The sequence below is a fragment of the Nostoc sp. DSM 114167 genome, assembly GCF_052692655.1.
On sequence record NZ_CP195116.1, the window covers coordinates 8,360,026 to 8,379,797 of the forward strand.

The following is a 19,772-nucleotide window of genomic DNA, read 5'->3' on the forward strand; positions in this document are numbered from 1 at the left end:
ATGGGTTGTCTTTCAACACAGAACTCAGCACTTTTAACTCAGCATTCTTCATTATTAATTGATATCTATTTTAACTCCTTCAATAATACTAACATCCGATTGTGTTGGATAAATTTTAGTAAGTTTGAAACCTGCTGATTTAAATAAATCTTCAAACTCAGCTTCAGTACGATCGCGTCCACCAGGGCACATCACCAACATATTTACGTCCATAAACTTACCTGTAGAAAACTCATTGCCAGCAGGAATTATGAAGTCTATTACTAATAGTCGTCCTTGTTCTTTCATGGCATTATGACAGCGCCTAAGAATATCTTTTGCACGCTTATCATCCCAATTATGAAGAACATTCTTGAGCAAGTAGGCATCTCCTCCTGCTGGGACAGAATCAAAGAAATTTCCCCCTATTAATTGACAGCGATCATTCACAACTGTTGTCTCGAGCAAATTATTAGCTCTGTCAATCACATCTGGATGGTCAAACAACACTCCTTTTATTGTGGGATAAGCTTGGAGGATAGCAGTGAGTAAACTACCATTACCACCACCAATATCAATTAGCTTGTCAATTGACGAAAAATCATAAGCTTCTATTAATGGGGCATATTCGTCTTTTGACGAAGACATAGCCCGATCAAATATTTCTCCTCGGCTAAGATTTTGCTCGTTGTACTTAAACAAATCCATACCGTACAAATCTTCAAAGGCACTTTTCCCTGTCTGTACGCTATACATCAAATTTCCCCAGGATTTATAGTAGTGTTCTTCACCTCGCAAAATAGCTGTAGCACGAATTGAGTCAGGAACGTTGCTTTGCAAGCAATCTGCCAACGGTGTTAGCTCAAAGCATCGAGTTTGTGTCTCAGCAAAAATTCCGATACTGGCGAGTGCCCGTAAAACTCGATATAGAGAATCACTATGTGTATTTGTTGCAGCAGCTAAAGTATCGCAATGTTGAGAACCATCCTTAAGCAAATCAGCAATACCAAATTTAGCGGCGACATAGACACACTGTGAAACCCAGTAAGCATGTACCCATTCCATTGGGCTGATTTGAAGGTCTGTATTATTTGGATTCATTTTTTTGGCCTTTATAATGAATATATATGGATGTGTGAGAACTACAATTTAAAATCAATACAATTGAATCTTTATAAATAGTCTAATAAGGATTATCTTTTAGATGATTTATCGTCATTTTTTTGAATTCAATAAATGTTAACAAAAGGGCAACAATCATAAGTAAAAAATCTGTTAGAACTATTCCATAATATACACCATTTACACCTAGTAATTTTGATAGAATTACCACTAATGGAATAAATAAAACTATATTGTTTAAAATAATTATTATAGAAACAGTTTTACCCTTTCCTATAGACTGAAATAAAACTGAACCAAAGGGAACAAAAGCTATTGTTGGTATTAATAAACTCAAAACGCGAAAATTGAGTAAATCATTGTTTGTGAAAGTCGAATTTGGCAATAGCCAACTTAGAAATGTTTCTGGTGATAATTGCATTGGTAACCAAAATAATACAGCCAAAGCAGTCGCACAAATACTAAAAGTAAAATAAGCTTTTTTTATTCTATCGTAATTTCTAGCTCCATAATTTATGCCAATCATTGGTTGTAATGCTTGAACAAATCCATTTAAAGGAATGAATGCTAATAAAGTTAATCTTATAGTTGCTCCATAGAAAGCAATATCACTATTTGTTCCATAATAAGAGATAGATTTAAAAACAACAAAATTTTGAACTAATTCCATAACATTAGCGAGTAGTGCTGACATTCCCACTGATAAAATTCCCGGAAGTAAATTTATTGCTAGAGCAAGCTTTCTAGGATTAACTGGAATAGAACTTTTACCAGATAAGAAATATATAAAGTTTATTATGCAAAATACTATCATAGCAATAACGGTAGCAAGAGAAATTCCTCGGATACCCCAATGAAAAACTACAACAAATATAGGATTTAAAATTATATTAATAATGACATAAATACCTGCAAAAATCATAGCTAATCTAACTTTACCTTCTGACTTAATAAGTTGGTTGGAAGCTACTGCTAAAATATAAAATACTGAGCCTAGTATATAAGTTTTAAAATATTCAGAACCGGCAAAAGCTACTTGACCACTTCCTCCCATTAGTTTAATTAATTCTTCACTAAAACTGTAGCCAATTATAGTAATAAAAAATGATATAAAAATACCCATTATAATTAAATTGCCAAATATTTTGGACTGAGTTTTTATATCTCCAGCACCAATAGCTCGGCTCAGTACAGAAGCTGAACCTGTTCCAACTAAGTAAGCAAAACCATCAATGATAGCAGTAAGTGGTAGAGCTAAAGATATGCCAGCAATTGCTGTTTCTCCGATAAACTGCCCAGCAAATAGAGCATCAATAAAAGCATTCATATTAATCAGCAGCATTACTATAATGCCAGGAGCTGATAACTTTAACATCAGTTTTAAGATGTTACCTTGAAGTATCTCATTTTTTATTTTAGATTGATTTTTTGAAGTCATTTTTAATTGATTTACTTATTACCGTGACCCAAGCATTACCATCTTCAAGCCACTAGCAGGAGGATAGTTAACGCCCCTAGCTTTAGGTTTCTCTACTCTTTTATGTGCTAACGCTAATTGATAGCGTGAGAGAATTGTTGCTAATACCAGTTTCATTTCAAAAAGTGCTAGTAGCTCACCTGGACAGCGACGAGCGCCACCACCAAATGGTAGAAACTCATAAGGAGAATATTCTTTTTCTAGAAAGCGCTCTGGTCTGAATTGCTTTGGTTGTGGATATAAATCTTCTCGTTGATGAGTCAAGTATATACATCCTCTTACTACGGTTCCTGGGTCTAATTTGTAGTCCATGACTTCAATTGGTGATTCTACAAGTCGTGGAAATGTCACAACCTGAGTTGGATAAATTCGTAGGGATTCATTACAAACAGCATTTAAGTAAGGTAATGCGAGAATCTTCGCAGGTTCTAGGGATTCACCAAGAGTGTCAAGTTCTTCTAATAAGCGATCGCGAATACCAGGTACACTATGAATCCAGTACAAAGACCAACTTATAGCAGTAGCTGACGCATCTTGACCACCAAATAGCAATGATGGAAACAAATCTCGTATATATTCATAGGTCATTGGTTGACCCATTTCATCGCAAGCCAAGACCAGTTCTGATAATACATCGGTACGCAAAAGATTTACTTGTTGGTGGCGCTCTTCAATTTCGATGTAGAGTAGTTTGTCAAATTGCCGTTGTAAGTGAAGCCAGTATCCCCAAGGACTCCAGCGACCCAAATCCCTTTTGAGAAAAGGGTAGGACAGAGATATATCTAACCAGCGAGACCGAGCGTAACTTATTAAATTAGAAAACAGTTGTCGAAATTGTTCGTAACGCTCTCCTTGATGTAATCCAAATAATGATGGCAAAACTACTTCTAAGGTAATCTTTTGCATAGTGGGGTAAGCAAAAAAAGATTTACCTAAAGTCAGTTGATTCATTACTTTTTCTGTTACTCTACAAATATGCTGTCCATATTCTTGTGTCTGGGTTTCGCGCATAGGTGACATCAACAACTTACGGCGATTTCTGTGACGCAACCCATCTAGTGCAAGCAACCCATACTTGCCGACAATTGATTCTCCACCTTGATTCAACTTACCAGAAGCTGTAATCTCTTTTGCATTAGTAAAAATCTGCTTCATCCCTTCTGGGTTGCTGATTATTACTAGAGGTATTGAATCAGCCATAATAGTGAAAATGTCGCCATAGCGATCGCCCATAGCATCCATGAAGGCAAGAGGATCGGTCTCAAATTGATTGAGTAATCGGGGAGAAGTTTTTGGTCCATCAGGTAGTTTCATTGGTATTTTTCTGACAAATGTTAAATAATTGATAGTTCTTAAACTAAACCGACTACGGATGGTTGCGATTGTCTTTGATTTTGACGCAGACTACGTATGACTATCTTCACACCGCTAGCTGGATAACAAATCAGACCTCCATATTTGGGACGTTCTGGGCGCTGACTAACTAGCTCTAATTCATAATTTGCCAGAATAGTTGCTAATATAAGTTTCATTTCAAATAAAGCAAAAGTCCCGCCAATACAAATACGAGAACCACCACCAAATGGGAGAAATTCGTAGGGAGAAAATTGTTTTTCTAAAAAGCGCTCTGGCTGAAATTCTTTGGGATTGGGATATAAATCTTCTCGCTGATGTGTAGAATAAATATTAGCAATAAGTATTGTACCGGGATTCAACTCGTAACCCATCATCTCAACGGTCGATTCTACCAACCTGGGAAATGCAAACAACTGAGTTGGATAAATTCGTAAAGCTTCGTTGCAAACAGCATTTAGGTAGGGTAATGTGACAATGTTCATAGGGTCTGGGTTTTCACCAAGACTATCAATTTCTTCCAGCAGGCGCGATCGTATAGCAGGTAAACGGTGAATCCAGTACAAAGACCAAGCGATCGCAGTTCCGGAAGCGTCTTGAGCTGCAAATATAGGCGATAATAGAAGGTCGCGCACTTCTTGATTACTTAATGGTTCACCTGTTTCATCAGCAGCAAATATCAGATCGGTAAGCATATCAGTGCGTAAATAATCTGCTTGCTGGCGGCGTTCCTGCACTTCCGTATATAGCAATTGAAAAATTCCCCGTCGGAGATGAAGCATATATCCTTCTGGACTCCACCGACCTAAATCCCGGTTTCCTAAAGGTAGTTTGGTAATAAATTTAAAAAGTTTAGATCGCTCGGATTTGAACATAGAAACAAATAAATGCTTGAGTTTGTCATAGCGTTTACCTTCAGGTAATCCCAGTACAACCTCTATACCTATCGACAGCGTAATTTCTTCTATGCTTGAGTAAGCGATAAAAGGTTTGTCAATCGCTTGTCGAGCCATAATTTTTTGTGTAAGTTCGCAGATACGTCGTCCACAGGCTTGCATTCGCGTTCCATGAAAAGCCTGCATGAGGAGCTTACGTCGATTTTTGTGAATTAAACCATCAAGTTGCAGTATTCCTTGAGTTCCTGTGAACAGGGCAAAATCTTGGTTCAAGGTACCAGATGCGGTAATTTCTCTAGTATTGGTGAAAAGTTGCTTGATAGCTAAAGGATTACTAACATAAATCATCGGCGTAGAACCAAGCATTCTAGTCACCATATCCCCATAAAGTTGGGAATTAGCATCCATATAGCCAAAGGGGTTAGCCTCGAATTGCAGAGCTAGCAACCAAGCAGGAGTTTTTGGCCCTGGAGGTAGTTTCATCAGTCTTTTTTACTCCCATTATTTTATACAGCATTATCAATACAAACTCTCAGATATCTTGCTAATTCCTGAATATAAGGTTCTACAAAAATTGAGAAATGGTCGCCAGGAATTTCAATCATTTGTATAGGTTGCTTTGAAAATTTCTTCCAACCTAGAAATGGATCGTCGGTATTCCATTCGGGGTTTTCAAAATCATGAATTATTTCCTGATTTGCTCGGAATAAAGTCAGTTTTCCAGGATAAATCTGCGGGATATAACCTCGCATAGCTTGAACATGAGATTTAAACAGTTTGTAATGGTGAAGGAAATCGTTAATCTCCGGCTCGCTAAAAATGAAATTTGCTTTTTGATTAATAAAATTAAGTTGCTGATTTAATGGCAAATCTCGAAGTTCTTCAAAAGGTACTAAAAAGTCTATATTATTATCGGTTTTTATTGATTCAGCGATACGGAGTAAAAATTTTGCATCGTCATCGTCTGTAGATTCAATGGGTGTTTCTGATAGTATGGCATCGATGACAACTAATAAACTTACTGTTTGACCCTTATTTTGTAATTGTTGCGCTATTTCAAAAGCAAGTACACCGCCATAACAATGACCACCTAAAAGATAAGGGCCATTTGGTTGTATTTTGCGAATTTCTTGGAGGTAGCGAGTTGCTGTCTCTTCTACTGAAATAATTTCTGGTTTGTCTTGTTCTAAGGTATCTTCCAAAGCGTAAAATTGATAATCTTCACCAAGTCTTCTGGATAAATTAAAATAGTGACTAATACCTCCACCAGCACCATGCATACAGAAAAAAGGTATCTTAGAACCAGAAGAGTTAATTGCTACTAAAGGAGAATTAGAACTCTGACGGGCTGGCTGACTGACAATGCTTGCTAGTTTTTCAATTGTTGGGTTTTCAAAAAGAGTAGACAGGGGAAGATTATGCTCAAATCTGTCATGAATTTGAGCCATTAAGCGTACAGCTAAAAACGAGTGACCACCCAACTCGAAGAAGTTATCTGTTACCCCAATAGGATTAGTATTTAGGAGATTTTCCCAAAGTTTTACTAATGATAATTCTGTAAAATTCCGAGGAGCAACAAATGATTGGATAGTAGTTGGTCGGATAACTTCATCAATTGGCAGAGAATGCTTGTCTACTTTGCCATTAGGTGTAAGTGGAAGCTTATCCAGTATAACGAAAGCAGACGGTAGCATATAATTAGGCAAATAATGCTGCAAATAGGGCAACAGTTGTGTAGCTATATCCTGTTTATTTGTGACGACATAGGCAATCAAACGCTGATTTTCTTGAGCATCATTGCTGGCAATTACAACAGATTCTTGTACATCTGGATGTTGTGCGATCGCAGATGTAATTTCATCCAATTCTACTCGAAAACCTCTAATTTTTACTTGTTCATCCTGACGACCAAAATACTCTAAACTCCCATCGTTTAGATGACGCGCAAAATCGCCTGTTTTGTAAAGCTTGGTTCCAGGAATAAAGGGGTTATCAATAAACTTTTCTTGAGTTAATTCCGGACGATGTAAATAACCATTCGCCAATCCATCACCACCAATATAAAGCTCTCCAATCACTCCTATAGGTGTTAATTGTAAAACCCGATTCAACACATAAGTTTGAGTATTGTCAATAGCACGACCGATAGGGACACTGCTTGCTTGGTCTTCTAATAAACTAGTATCATAGTAAGTAGCGTTGGCGGAAACTTCCGAGGAGCCATAAAGGTTAATTAGTTTTGCAAATGGGATTAATTCTCGGAAACTTTTAGCTAAGTTAATAGATAGTGTTTCCCCGCTAGTTATCCAAAGTTTGAGCTGCGATAATTTCTTGAGCAGATGACTGTAATTGTTAATCAGTAAGCGCAGTAGTGAGGGTACAAGTATAATACGGCTTACTTGATGAACGGCCAGAGTTTCTATAAATAGTTGCGGGTCTAGTATAGTTGCATTACTGATAATTACTGTAGGAATTCCTTGAAGTAAAGGAGCAAAAATTTCCCATACAGAATCTACAAAACTAATAGCTGTTTTTTGACAACAAACTTCTCCTTGGGTAAAAGGATAGGTTTTCCATAGCCAATGTAAGCCATTAACTGTACCGCGATGAGTGCCAAGAACGCCTTTAGGTGTTCCTGTTGAGCCAGAAGTATAGATAATATAGGCAAGCTTATCAGATGCAGAGATGCTAATGGGATTTTCTGAACTTTCTCGACTAATTTCATCTTTTTGGATATCTAAACAAACGGTTTTAGCCGAAGATAATGATAGTTTTTCTAATATTTCTTGCTTGGTAATTAACAGCGATGCTTGGGAATCAGAAAGCATGAAATTCAGGCGTTCCACTGGATAACTTGGATCGAGGGGAATGTATGCACCACCAGTTTTAAGAATAGCTAAAATTCCTGTCACTATCTCTATGGAGCGTTCCACACATAGAGCTACCAGCGTTTCTTTTGTTACACCCTGTTTCTGTAGATAATGTGCAAGTTGATTAACTCTGTGGTTAAGTTGACGATAAGTCAGTTTCTCAGACTGGCTAATTAACGCTAAAGAATCAGGTGTTAATTCTACTTGTTGCTCAAATAATTGATTCAAAGATGCATCTTGAGGATAATCAGCAATATTTTGATTAAATTTAAATAATAGTTGTTCTTGCTCAGAAGCAGTTAGTAGTGACAACTCACTGATGCGCTGCTCTGGATTATCAACAATATTCCCTAATAATGTTTGGAAGTTGTTGATAAATTGAGTAATCATTGTTGAATCAAAAATATCTGTATTGTACTCCAAAGACCCTGTTAACCCTTCTTGAGATTCAGATATCGACAAGAAAATATCTAGTTGAGCTGTTCCACTATCAAATTCCAAAGTACGTAAGGTTAATCCAGACACTTCCTGCACAGACGTTGGAGTATTTTGCAGGACAAACATGATTTCATAAAGTGGATTTCGGCTTAAGTGGCGTTCGGGTTGCAATTTTTCCACAAGCATCTCAAAAGGCAAATCTTGATGTGCATAAGCATCGAGAGTCACCTCACGGACTCGATGTAGAAATTCGCGGAAACTGGGATTACCACTGAGGTTATTACGTAACACCAAAGTATTAACAAATAAACCCAGCATCCCTTCTAATTCTGCACGATTGCGGTTAGCAATTGGAGAACCAATTAAGATGTCTTCTTGATCTGTGTAGCGATATAATAATATGTTAAATGCTGCCAGCAAACTCATAAATAAAGTCGCATCTTCTCGCTGGCTCACTTGTCTGAGTACATCAGTCAGGGCTTTTGAGAATGTAAAGTACTGCTTGGCACCACTGAAAGTAGTAACCTTAGGTCGCGGACGGGATGTAGGTAATTGTAGTACAGGGAACTCACCTTTGAGTTGTTGCTTCCAATAATTTAGTTGGGTTGCGAGAAATTCACCTTGGATGCGATCGCGTTGCCAAATTGCAAAATCTGCATACTGAATGGGGAGTTTGAGTAAGGGAGAAGGTTGATTTGTCAAGAAAGCAGCGTATAGCATTGACAGCTCGCGCAGGAACACACTACAAGACCATCCATCTGTAATAATGTGGTGCATGGTCACAAGCAAAATGTGTTCTTCTTCACTCAAGCGCAGTAAAGTTGCTCTGACTAAAAGTCCTTTAGCTAAATTAAAAGGTTTTTTTGCTGACTCTGCTGCAAATAGCTTAACCTCCGACTCCCAGTTATTATCAGACAAATGTTCAAGATTAATAATAGATAAATCCCAAGTTAATTGAGGGGCAATCTCCTGTACTGGCTCTCCATTTACAACGGTAAAAGTTGTGCGCCAAACTTCATGACGCTTGAGAATTTCATTCAGACTTTGCTGAAGTACTTTAATATTCAGCTGTCCTTTGATATGAAAAGCGATGGGAATATTGTAGAAAGAACTCCCGTGATAAAGCTGGTCAATAAACCACAGTCTTTGTTGGGAAAAAGATAAGGGAATATTTTTAAATACTTGACGTTTGGGGATAATATCAGCTTGAATATTTCCTCTCTTCCATTTGTCTAAAAGGGCTTTTTTCGCTGGTGATAAATTAAAATCTTGTTTATCCATTGCCAAGAAATTATTAATATTTATTATTTTTAGTTTTTTAGCTAAATTTTGACTTGCCGCTTAATAAAAATTCTCATTCTCAAACTCTTGATTCAGATAACTATACTGTTATCAAAAGCTTATTAAGTGACAAGTCCTATCATCAAAAAAATTAATTTTGACTTAGCCACCAATCTCTGCAATTATACTATGGCGTCAGGGATGGTTTTCGACAAACGAAGCAATCTTCACCTGCTGGAGTAGGGTCTCCAAAATCTTTGCTATCATACTGATTAATTTCTATAAAGCCCACATTTTCTAAAGCCGACTGAATTTCTGATGAGAAATAATTTTTTTCCAGTAGAGTACTGTCCGAACGCTCCCAAATTCCATTTATCAATTCAAACGTGGTGGACTTGAGTTCCCGTATCCTTTCTTCTGGGTTGTATTTGCCTTTTTCAAGATAAACATATTTATCATTGACATCACATATATTGTAATCTTGTAGAAAACTATCACGCAATACACTGTCCCCAGTTACTATGGCGAACACAAAAATACCATTATTATGCATCGCCGCATATACGTTTCGGAAGACAGTTGTCAATTCTTCAAGGTTTAGAATGAAGCCGAGAGTGTTTCTTGAAAAAATTGCATCATAGGTGGGTAGCGACTCAAAATTACGTATATCACTAAGAATAAATTTACTTTCAGGTGCATTCATTTGGGCGTGGTGCAATAGTTTTTCAGAACAATCAAGTCCAGTTGTTTGATAACCTCTGATATGAAACTGTTGGACTAACTGTCCGTTAGCGCAACCAATGTCAAGAATATGTGTTCCTTTAGAGAGGTGTTTTAGCATTAATTGTTCTAAAACTAGTGCTATACTTTCCGCCTCGGAAGTGACACCTATAGCGTTATAGACCGAAGCAATAGGATCGTGATTTCCATCATTATTGGCTAAAGACATAAACTGTTTTTCCTATTTCTAGATAAAGATTTAAAATCAAGTATTTTGGGAAACTTATAACAAAAGAACTGCTACTTCTTCTTCGGATAATTCTTCAATCTTTGCCAATAGAAGTTGTTCAACTATTTCTGCTTGTTTGGCTGGTATCATTGCTTCAAATAAAATATCACGTAGTGGTAAGTCTACAGGGAATTTGGTTCGCAATCGAGAAACTAATTGAGTTGCAATTAGTGAGTCACCTCCTAACTCATAGAAGTTGTCGTAAATACCGATTTCTGCAATCCCAAGTACCTCTTGCCATATTTCTGTAATTTGTTTTTCCAACTCATTTGTCGGAGCAACATAGGAATTACTAAGGCTAGGTCTAGAGTAGTGTGAAGATAAATCTAATTGATTAGTTGATGTTGGACTTACCAGAGAGTTGAGGCTAAATATATGATTCTTTCTTATATTAATATCTACTTTAGAAAGAATAATTTGAGTTCCTTCTCTTAAAGAAAACACTCGTTTAAATAGTTCTACAGTTTCTGTTTGGGTAATATCTAATTTTGACCCATATACTTGAGCAAGTGTTGTTTCTTCTTGGTTAGTATTCAGTTGTAATTTATCCCAATTTATAATATACCACGGAAAATAATTATTCCTGTTGTGTCGATTAGTAAAGGTGTCAATGGATTGATTAGCTGCTGAATATAAGCCTAATCCAAATCCTCCTAAAATGGAAGATAAAGAAGAAAAAATAATACAAAAATCTAATTTTATATTTTGTAAGACTTGTTCTAATACTGTAATCTTACAAAGTTGGGAGTCTAAAAGTTTTTGTAATTCTATTTTACTAATTTCTGTAATTGAACCAAATATATTTTCGCGTTTTATTCTAGTTGAATAAATGACCCCATTGATTTGTCTAATATTTTCAGATGCAAGACTATGAGACATTTGCTCATAATTAGTTGTATCTGCACGCATTACCAAAACTTTTGCACCTAATTTCTCTAATACAAGCAATTGTTGAATTTTGCAACTCACTTCATCTTCTTGAGTGTGAGATTCCAGCCATTGCGAGAAATCGTCTTTTTCTGGGAAGCTAGAACCCTCGATAAATATGAGTTTTGCTTGAAAAGTTTTTGCTAAATATTCTGCAAGCACAACTTCAATACTTTCTAAACCGCCAGTAAACAGGTAAACACCTTGTTTTCTCAATGGTGTTTTTTCGTTAACTACTGACTCTAAGCGAACTGGCTCAAACGTTTGTACCCAACGGTAGCGATCGCGATAAGCAACTACTATGTCTGACGATACAGAGGTCAACTCATCCAAAAGTTGGTCAATAATATTACTCTCACAATCTTCTTGTCCTTTTTCTGCGTCTTTGCGATTAGTTAAAGCAATATCAATACATCGACAAGTAATATTAGGATACTCTTGAGGGATGACTTTGCATAAACCTAAGATGGCTGCTTTCTCTGGGTCTAATTTTTCATTCCCATTCACCTCTTGGATGTTGTTCGATACGACCAAAATTTGCAAGCGATCGCTAATTTTCAGTTTACTAAAGCTCTGCATTAAAAATAGTAAACTGTTTAATTCTAAATAATTCCATTTTTGACGGGTTTCAACATAGCTTACGCTCCAAAAATAAGCAACATTTTCTGGAGTTTGACCTGATAATACTAATTCTTTTATTAAAGTATTGTAGTCTTCACTTATATATGGATTAATTGTATAAATATCCTCATTTAACTTACTAAAATATTCTCCTTTTTTAACAAAAATAATATTTTTAGTTTGATTTTTTAATACATCAATTACTTTTTCCGCCATTCCCAAATCATCCACAAAAAATAGCCATTTTTGTTGTGCAGATTTTATTGGATAAGAGGATGAATTATGCAGTAAAGAGCGCTTCCATGAAGGAATATAAAACCAGTCAGCAATATCTTGTTTATGATCTAATGTTATTGATTTTGTATTTACTAAAGTGGATGGGGATTTCGCATCAATCCAGTACCTTTGTCGTTCAAAAGGATAAGTAGGCAAAGGCAAACGATGACGCTGCTCATGGGTATAAAATCCCGACCAATCTATTTCGACACCAGAAAGCCACAAGCGACCTAATGTTTGCAACAACCAAGCAACATCCGATTGCTGTTCTTTAACATGGCGTAAGGAAGTCAATACCTGTTGCTTGGCATTTCTGTCCAAATGCTGTGTCGTTAATGTACTTAAAGTTCGCCCTGGTCCCACCTCCAGAAAAACACCTTCAAATTGCTGTATGAGTTGGGATATCCCATCTGAAAATCTGACAGTTTCTCGTAAATGTTGACACCAATAATTCGGATTTGTCGCTTGCTCTTGACTAATCCAACTGCCAGTTACATTAGAAATAAACCGGATGCGTGGTGGATTCAGTTTGACTGTTTTTATCACCTGAATAAATGCTGGCAATATTGGCTCCATCATCGCCGAATGAAATCCATGAGATGTATGCAACAGCCGACATTCAACTTCTTGAGAGGATAATTGTTTTTCTAGGGCTGCAACTGCTTGGTTTGTTCCGGAAACTACACAAGAAGATGGGCTGTTAATCGCTGCGATTTGTAGAGATGTTTGATACAACGTTTGTGCAGACAGCAGCAACTGCACATCTTTTTCTGGCAGCCTAATTGCCAGCATACTCCCAGAGGGCAACTGTTGCATCAACTGTCCTCTTTTTGCCACAATTTTTAAGGCATCTTCGAGAGAAAATACATCTGCAATGGTTGCGGCGACATATTCCCCAATACTATGACCAATCATTGCTTCTGGTCGCACACCCCAAGACATTAATAACTGAGTCAGAGCGTACTCTGTAACGAATAACGCGCTTTGGGTCAGGGCTGTTTGTTGTAGTTGCAAACTAGCTGCTTGAGTGTCTTCTTCTCTGGGATAAAGTAAGGAACGGATATCAATACCTAGATGCTCTTGCAAAATCACAGCGCAAGTATCTACATGTTTTTTAAACGTCGGTTCGACTTCATACAGTTCCCGACCCATGTTTGCATACTGTGACCCTTGTCCTGAAAACATCAAGATGACTGGCTGTTCTCTATGCTCTTGACATACAGTAAAAATCCGTTCCTGCGCCTGTGTCGCCAAGACACTTACAGCATCTTGAACACTCTCACACACCAAAATTCGGCGATGGTTAAAAGCTTTACGACCCACTTTTAAAGTGTGAGCAACATTAGCTAAATTTATATCTGGATATTGTTTTAAATACGTAACCAAATTTTCAGTCGCAGTATCTAAGGCTGTGCTAGTTTTGGCTGATAATAATATCAATTCCCAAGGTCTAGAGTCATCAAAATATTTAATGTCAGGGGCTTCTTCCAGAATCAGATGGGCATTAGTTCCACCAAAACCTAAGGAACTAACTCCTGCTCTCCGGGGAGTATTGTTAGCTTTCCACTCGGTAAGTTTAGTATTAACGTAGAAGGGGCTGTTAGCAAAATCAATCTCAGGATTGGGAGCTTCAAAATTTATACTAGGAGGTATTTGTTTATATTTTAATGCTAGGACAGTTTTGATCAGACTTGCAACACCAGATGCTGTGTCTAGATGTCCAATATTTGGTTTTACTGAACCTACAGCGCAGAAGCCATTTCTTCGCGTAAAAGCACGAAAAGCCTTAGTGAGCGCAGCAATTTCTACTGGGTCTCCAGCAGCTGTTCCAGTTCCATGAGTTTCAATATAGGAAATATCATCAGCATCTATTCCAGCATTTGCCAGAGCCTCTACAATAACTTCAGCCTGGCCATTTACACTAGGTGCTGTATAGCTAACTTTTAAAGAGCCATCATTGTTGATTGCTGAACCTTTAATAACTGCATGAATGTAATCTCTGTCTGCTATTGCATCTTTTAATCTTTTTAAAACGACTATTCCCAGTCCACTGCCGAAAATAGTACCCTGTGCTTTAGCATCAAAGGCTCGACAATGACCATCAGGAGACAAAATTCCGTCCTCTTCATATAAGTAACCTGACTTTTGTGGAACTATAATCGTAACCCCACCTGCTAAAGCAATATCACACTCTTCATCAAGTAAACTTTTGCAGGCTAAATGTACAGCGACTAATGAAGTAGAACAGTAAGTTTGGATACCTACACTTGGTCCTTTTAAATTTAATTTATACGATATATTGGTGGTCAAAAAATCTTTGTTCAGAGTATAGTTATTGGAAATATTTATTAAATTAACGTTTTCATATATATTGTGAAAAAAGTAACTATTTGTACTTACGCCAGCGTAAACCCCAATCAAACCTTCATAGGTTTCTGGATCGTATCCAGCATTTTCAAGAGCTTCCCAGGCACATTCTATGAATAGGCGATGTTGGGGGTCCATTAATTCAGCTTCTCTAGGGCTGCAACCAAAGAACTTAGCATCAAAATACTCAATGTCTTCTAATACAGGTGCTGCTTTCACATAATTGAATTCGTTTAAAACTTCCTCTTCAATATTTAAATCTACTAAGTCATGATTGGAAAAAAATGAAATAGACTCAACACCATTTTGAAGATTATGCCAAAAATCATCAATATTTTTTGCTCCAGGTAAACGGCCAGACATTCCTACTATTGCTATATCTATATTTGCTGTTTGTTCTTGTTGTATATTGGTATTCATAATTTCTCGATCTAGATAAACTAACTGAAGTTAACATATTTTAGTTACTTTTGATTTTCATCTGTCTTCTCTTCTGTCCTCGCATTAGTCTTTGTTCAAAAATATTTTCCTGAGATTCTTCAGGTGTAAAAATCTTTGCCATCGAACTGATGTTCGGATATTCATAAAGTTTTGCAACAGAAATATTTACCTTAAATATCTTATTTAATGTTGCAATAAGTTGAATACCTATCAGCGAATCACCACCAAGTTCAAAAAAATTATCATGGATTCCTATTCTTTCAATGCCAAGGATTTGTTGCCAAATTTCAAATAGCTGTTCCTCAATTTTATTTCGAGGAGCAACATAATCATTACTTAATTCCGGCCGGGGATATTTTGAGCTAGATAGATTGGCAGTTTCTAAAAATTCTAGGGATTGTATTTGTTTGGAAGAATTATAATGTCTGAGTTTATCCAAGAAGTCAGAGGTAGATATTACAACTTGAGATATTGTATTTCCCAAAGTACGTAGAAAAACCTCTACACCCTCATTAGATAATATGCCTTGTTTAAGCTCTTCTATTCGTGATTCTTGGAGGTGTTGAGGAACTCCTGTGTTTACAGCCATTCCAACTTCTTGCCAAGCATCCCAGTTGATACTTGTAATAAATTTGCCATGTTTTGAGGCATTACGGTGAGCAAAGGCATCAAGAAAAGCATTTGCTCCACAATAGTCTACTTGTCCAAAATCCCCTAAAATTGAGGTGCTTGATGATACTAGAATAAAGAAATCTAACTGAATATCTTTGACAAGTGAATCAATAACTACTGTACCTTTGACTTTCGGAGCCAGAATACTTTCTGCTTCTGCTTGAGTTTTTCGCTGAATGACACCGCCTCCAGGAATTCCAGCAGCATGGATGATACCGTTTAACTGACCAAATTGGTGTTCAGTTCGAGTAATGACACTTTGCATTTTTTCGATGTTGCTCACATCAGCACTCACCGCTAAAACTTCTGCACCTAAGTCTTCAATTTCTTGAACTTTGCGAATTTTGTAGCTAGTCCTATCAGTTTCATCGTGAGTAGCAAGCCATTGAGACCATTCGTCTTTTTTGGGTAAACCAGAACGTCCTATCAATACTAGTTTTGCTTGTACAGTTCGAGCCAAGTATTTTGCCAAAACAAGTCCAATACCTCCGAGTCCACCTGTAATTAAATAGACTCCTTTTTCTCTTAGTCGAGGCTTTTCGATTTTAGCTTTATCGAAGCGCACAGGTTCAAAAGATTGTACCCAACGGTTTAAACCTCGATAAGCAATGAGTTTTTCAGAATCAGGAACTATCAGTTCCGCCAGCAATTGTTTTACAAGTTTTTCTTCTTGCCAATTTCGTTGTTTTGCAAGTATAACATCAATACTACGACAGTTTATATTTGAATATTCTTGAGAGATGACTTTAATTGGCCCAAGTAAAGTAGCTTTCTCCGGAGAAAGTATTTCATTGCCATTTACTGACTGTAGGTCGTTAGAAATAACTGTAATTTGAAAATCATTACTAGTTTCTAGTTTTCCTAAAGCTTGAGCAAGATATAGCAAGCTGTAAAATCCTATTACTTGAGCTTTTTCAACTTTTTCAATTTCTAATTCTTCGTCACTACCAGGTGTAATATTCCATAAATGAGCAATCGTTTTTGGCAACTTATTTTGCTTATAAAGCTCCTGGAGTAAAATATCGTAGTCATAATTATTTTTCGGATTAATAGTATATTGAGATTCACTTAGTATGGTAAAACTCTCAGCAACTTTTACAGTAATTACATCCTGGTTTTGTGTTTCTAATTGTTTGACCAATTTACTACCCAAGCCACACTCATCGATAAACACCAAAGTGCAAGACTTCTCAGATACTAATTCTTGATGTTCAAGTTGTAATGGTGGCAAAGAAGGCTTCCAAAAAGGGATATAAAACCAGTCGGCTATATCAGGTTTTTTACCCAGTGATACTGGAGTGTGACGCTCATCTTGTCCTTGCTTGTTAGGTTCAATCCAGTACCTTTGTCGTTCAAAAGGATAAGTAGGCAAAGGCAAACGATGACGCTGCTCATGGGTATAAAATCCCGACCAATCTATTTCGACACCAGAAAGCCACAAGCGACCTAATGTTTGCAACAACCAAGCAACATCCGATTGCTGTTCTTTAACATGGCGTAACGAAGTCAATATCTGTTGCTTGGCATTTCCGTCCAAATGCTGTGTCGTTAATGTACTTAAAGTTCGCCCTGGTCCCACCTCCAGAAAAACACCTTCAAATTGCTGTATGAGTTGGGATATCCCATCTGAAAATCTGACAGTTTCTCGTAAATGTTGACACCAATAATTCGGATTTGTCGCTTGCTCTTGACTAATCCAACTACCAGTTACATTAGAAATAAACCGGATGCGTGGTGGATTCAGTTTGACTGTTTTTATCACCTGAATAAATGCTGGCAATATTGGCTCCATCATCGCCGAATGAAATCCATGAGATGTATGCAACAGCCGACATTCAACTTCTTGAGAGGATAATTGTTTTTCTAGGGCTGCAACTGCTTGGTTTGTTCCGGAAACTACACAAGAAGATGGGCTGTTAATCGCTGCGATTTGTAGAGATGTTTGATACAACGTTTGTGCAGACAGCAGCAACTGCACATCTTTTTCTGGTAGCCTAATTGCCAGCATACTCCCAGATGGCAACTGTTGCATCAACTGTCCTCTTTTTGCCACAATTTTTAAGGCATCTTCGAGAGAAAATACATCTGCAATGGTTGCGGCGACATATTCCCCAATACTATGACCAATCATTGCTTCTGGTCGCACACCCCAAGACATTAATAACTGAGTCAGAGCGTACTCTGTAACGAATAACACGCTTTGGGTCAGGGCTGTTTGTTGTAGTTGCAAATTAGCTGCTTGAGTGTCTTCTTCTCTGGGATAAAGTAAGGAACGGATATCAATACCTAGATGCTCTTGCAAAATCACAGCGCAAGTATCTACATGTTTTTTAAACGTCGGTTCGACTTCATACAGTTCCCGACCCATGTTTGCATACTGTGACCCTTGTCCTGAAAACATCAAGATGACTGGACAGTAACCTGGCTTGTAGTGGTAACTAAAAATACGTTGTGGGTATTGGCTGTTAAGCGATTTCACTGCATCATTTGGGTCTTGGCAAATCACGATACGGCGATAGTCAAAAGCTCGACGACCTACTTGTAGGGTGTGAGCGACATCTGGTAGGGGAATATCGAGGTTTTGCTCTAAATAATCACGCAATTGTGCTGTTGCAGTGTCTAAAGCTGTGCCGGTTTTGGCTGAGAGCAACAACAATTGCCACGGACGGGAGTGTAGAGACGCGCCAAGTTGCGTCTCTACTGGAGCTTCTTCCAAAATAACATGGGCATTAGTCCCGCCAATACCAAAAGAACTCACACCTGCTCTGCGGGGTGTTCCGTTGGTTTTCCACTCGGATAATTTGGTATTGACGTAAAAGGGGCTATTGGCAAAGTCTATCTGTGGATTTGGCTCTTGAAAGTGCAAACTTGGAGGTATTTGTTTATGTTTTAATGCCAGAACTGTTTTAATTAAGCCTGTTACACCAGCTGCTGTATCCAAATGTCCAACATTGGTCTTGACTGAACCAATAGCACAAAAACCTTTTTTATTTGTGCTAGCACGAAAAGCTTGTGTAAGAGCTTTAATTTCAATCGGGTCTCCTAAGATAGTTCCTGTACCGTGCGTTTCTACATAAGAAACAGTCTCAGGTTCGACTCCGGCTAAAGCTAAAGCTTCTAAAATAACTTTCCTTTGACCATCAACACTAGGGGCTGTATATCCAACCTTTAAAGAGCCATCGTTATTAACAGCTGAACCTTTGATTACTGCATAAATAAAATCACCATCAGCAATAGCATCCTCTAATCTTTTCAAGACTACTACACCTAAACCACTGCCACCATTAGTTCCTTTCGCTTGAGCATCAAAAGCTCGACAATGACCATCAGGAGAATAAATTCCTCCTTGTTGATAGTGGTAACCAGTTTTTTGCGGCACTCCAACGCTAACACCCCCTGCCAAAGCCATATCACTTTCACCATTTAGTAAACTTTGGCAGGCTAGGTGAACAGCAACCAATGATGTAGAACAGGCTGTCTGAACATTGATACTTGGCCCTCTTAAGTTTAATTTGTAAGAAATTTGTGTTGGGAGAAAATCCTTATCATTCCCAATAGTAATACTGCCTTCTGATTCCATCAAATCCCGATGGGAATATAAGTTTGATAGCAGGTAGGAACTGGCAGCAAGACCAGCGAAAAGACCTATTTGACCGCTATAAGTTTCCGAATTATAGCCAGCATTTTCTAAAGCTTCCCAAACACTTTCCATAAAAAGACGGTGTTGTGGGTCTGTAAGTTCAGCTTCTCTGGGGGAAAAACCAAAAAATGAAGCATCAAATAACTCTATATCTTCTAATATACCGCTTGCCTTCACGTAATTGGGTTCGTTAAGCAATGATCGATCTACCCCAGCAGATATTAGTTCTTCATTCGTGAAAAAAGAAATTGACTCTACGCCATCCCGCAGGTTGTTCCAAAAGTTATCAATTTCATTTGATCCCGGAAAACGACCCGCCATACCAATAATAGCAATTTCGTCTTGAAGATTCTCATTTAAGCTATGAATAAAATTCTTGGCTATATCCATAAGTCAAAACCTG

General features: G+C 37.6%; 8 protein-coding genes. All 8 read right to left on the reverse strand.

The genetic code is table 11. The features are described 5' to 3' along the window. Positions 1 to 54 precede the first annotated feature (54 nt). Positions 55 to 1,080: a methyltransferase gene (locus tag NSTC731_RS35310; protein ID WP_445629000.1), complete on the reverse strand. Its 1,026-nt coding sequence runs from the start codon at positions 1,078 to 1,080 to the stop codon at positions 55 to 57. An 82-nt stretch (positions 1,081 to 1,162) separates the two neighbouring features. Then, positions 1,163 to 2,539: an MATE family efflux transporter gene (locus NSTC731_RS35315; RefSeq protein ID WP_445629001.1), complete on the reverse strand. Its 1,377-nt coding sequence runs from the start codon at positions 2,537 to 2,539 to the stop codon at positions 1,163 to 1,165. Between the two features lie 18 nt (positions 2,540 to 2,557). Then, complete coding sequence (locus tag NSTC731_RS35320; protein WP_445629002.1) at positions 2,558 to 3,892, reverse strand: cytochrome P450; 1,335 nt, start codon at positions 3,890 to 3,892, stop codon at positions 2,558 to 2,560. Between the two features lie 38 nt (positions 3,893 to 3,930). Then, positions 3,931 to 5,310: a cytochrome P450 gene (locus NSTC731_RS35325; RefSeq protein ID WP_445629003.1), complete on the reverse strand. Its 1,380-nt coding sequence runs from the start codon at positions 5,308 to 5,310 to the stop codon at positions 3,931 to 3,933. Positions 5,311 to 5,333: 23 nt separating this feature from the next. Then, positions 5,334 to 9,416 (reverse strand): non-ribosomal peptide synthetase, encoded by a 4,083-nt coding sequence (locus tag NSTC731_RS35330; protein ID WP_445629004.1) that lies wholly within the window; start codon positions 9,414 to 9,416, stop codon positions 5,334 to 5,336. 187 nt (positions 9,417 to 9,603) lie between these two features. Continuing rightward, complete coding sequence (locus tag NSTC731_RS35335; RefSeq protein ID WP_445629005.1) at positions 9,604 to 10,365, reverse strand: class I SAM-dependent DNA methyltransferase; 762 nt, start codon at positions 10,363 to 10,365, stop codon at positions 9,604 to 9,606. A 54-nt stretch (positions 10,366 to 10,419) separates the two neighbouring features. Beyond that, on the reverse strand, positions 10,420 to 15,036 hold the full coding sequence (locus NSTC731_RS35340) for a beta-ketoacyl synthase N-terminal-like domain-containing protein (RefSeq protein WP_445629006.1): 4,617 nt from the start codon (positions 15,034 to 15,036) through the stop codon (positions 10,420 to 10,422). A gap of 40 nt (positions 15,037 to 15,076) precedes the next feature. After that, positions 15,077 to 19,759, reverse strand: coding sequence for an SDR family NAD(P)-dependent oxidoreductase (locus NSTC731_RS35345; RefSeq protein WP_445629007.1), 4,683 nt, complete (start codon positions 19,757 to 19,759; stop codon positions 15,077 to 15,079). Positions 19,760 to 19,772 lie beyond the last annotated feature (13 nt).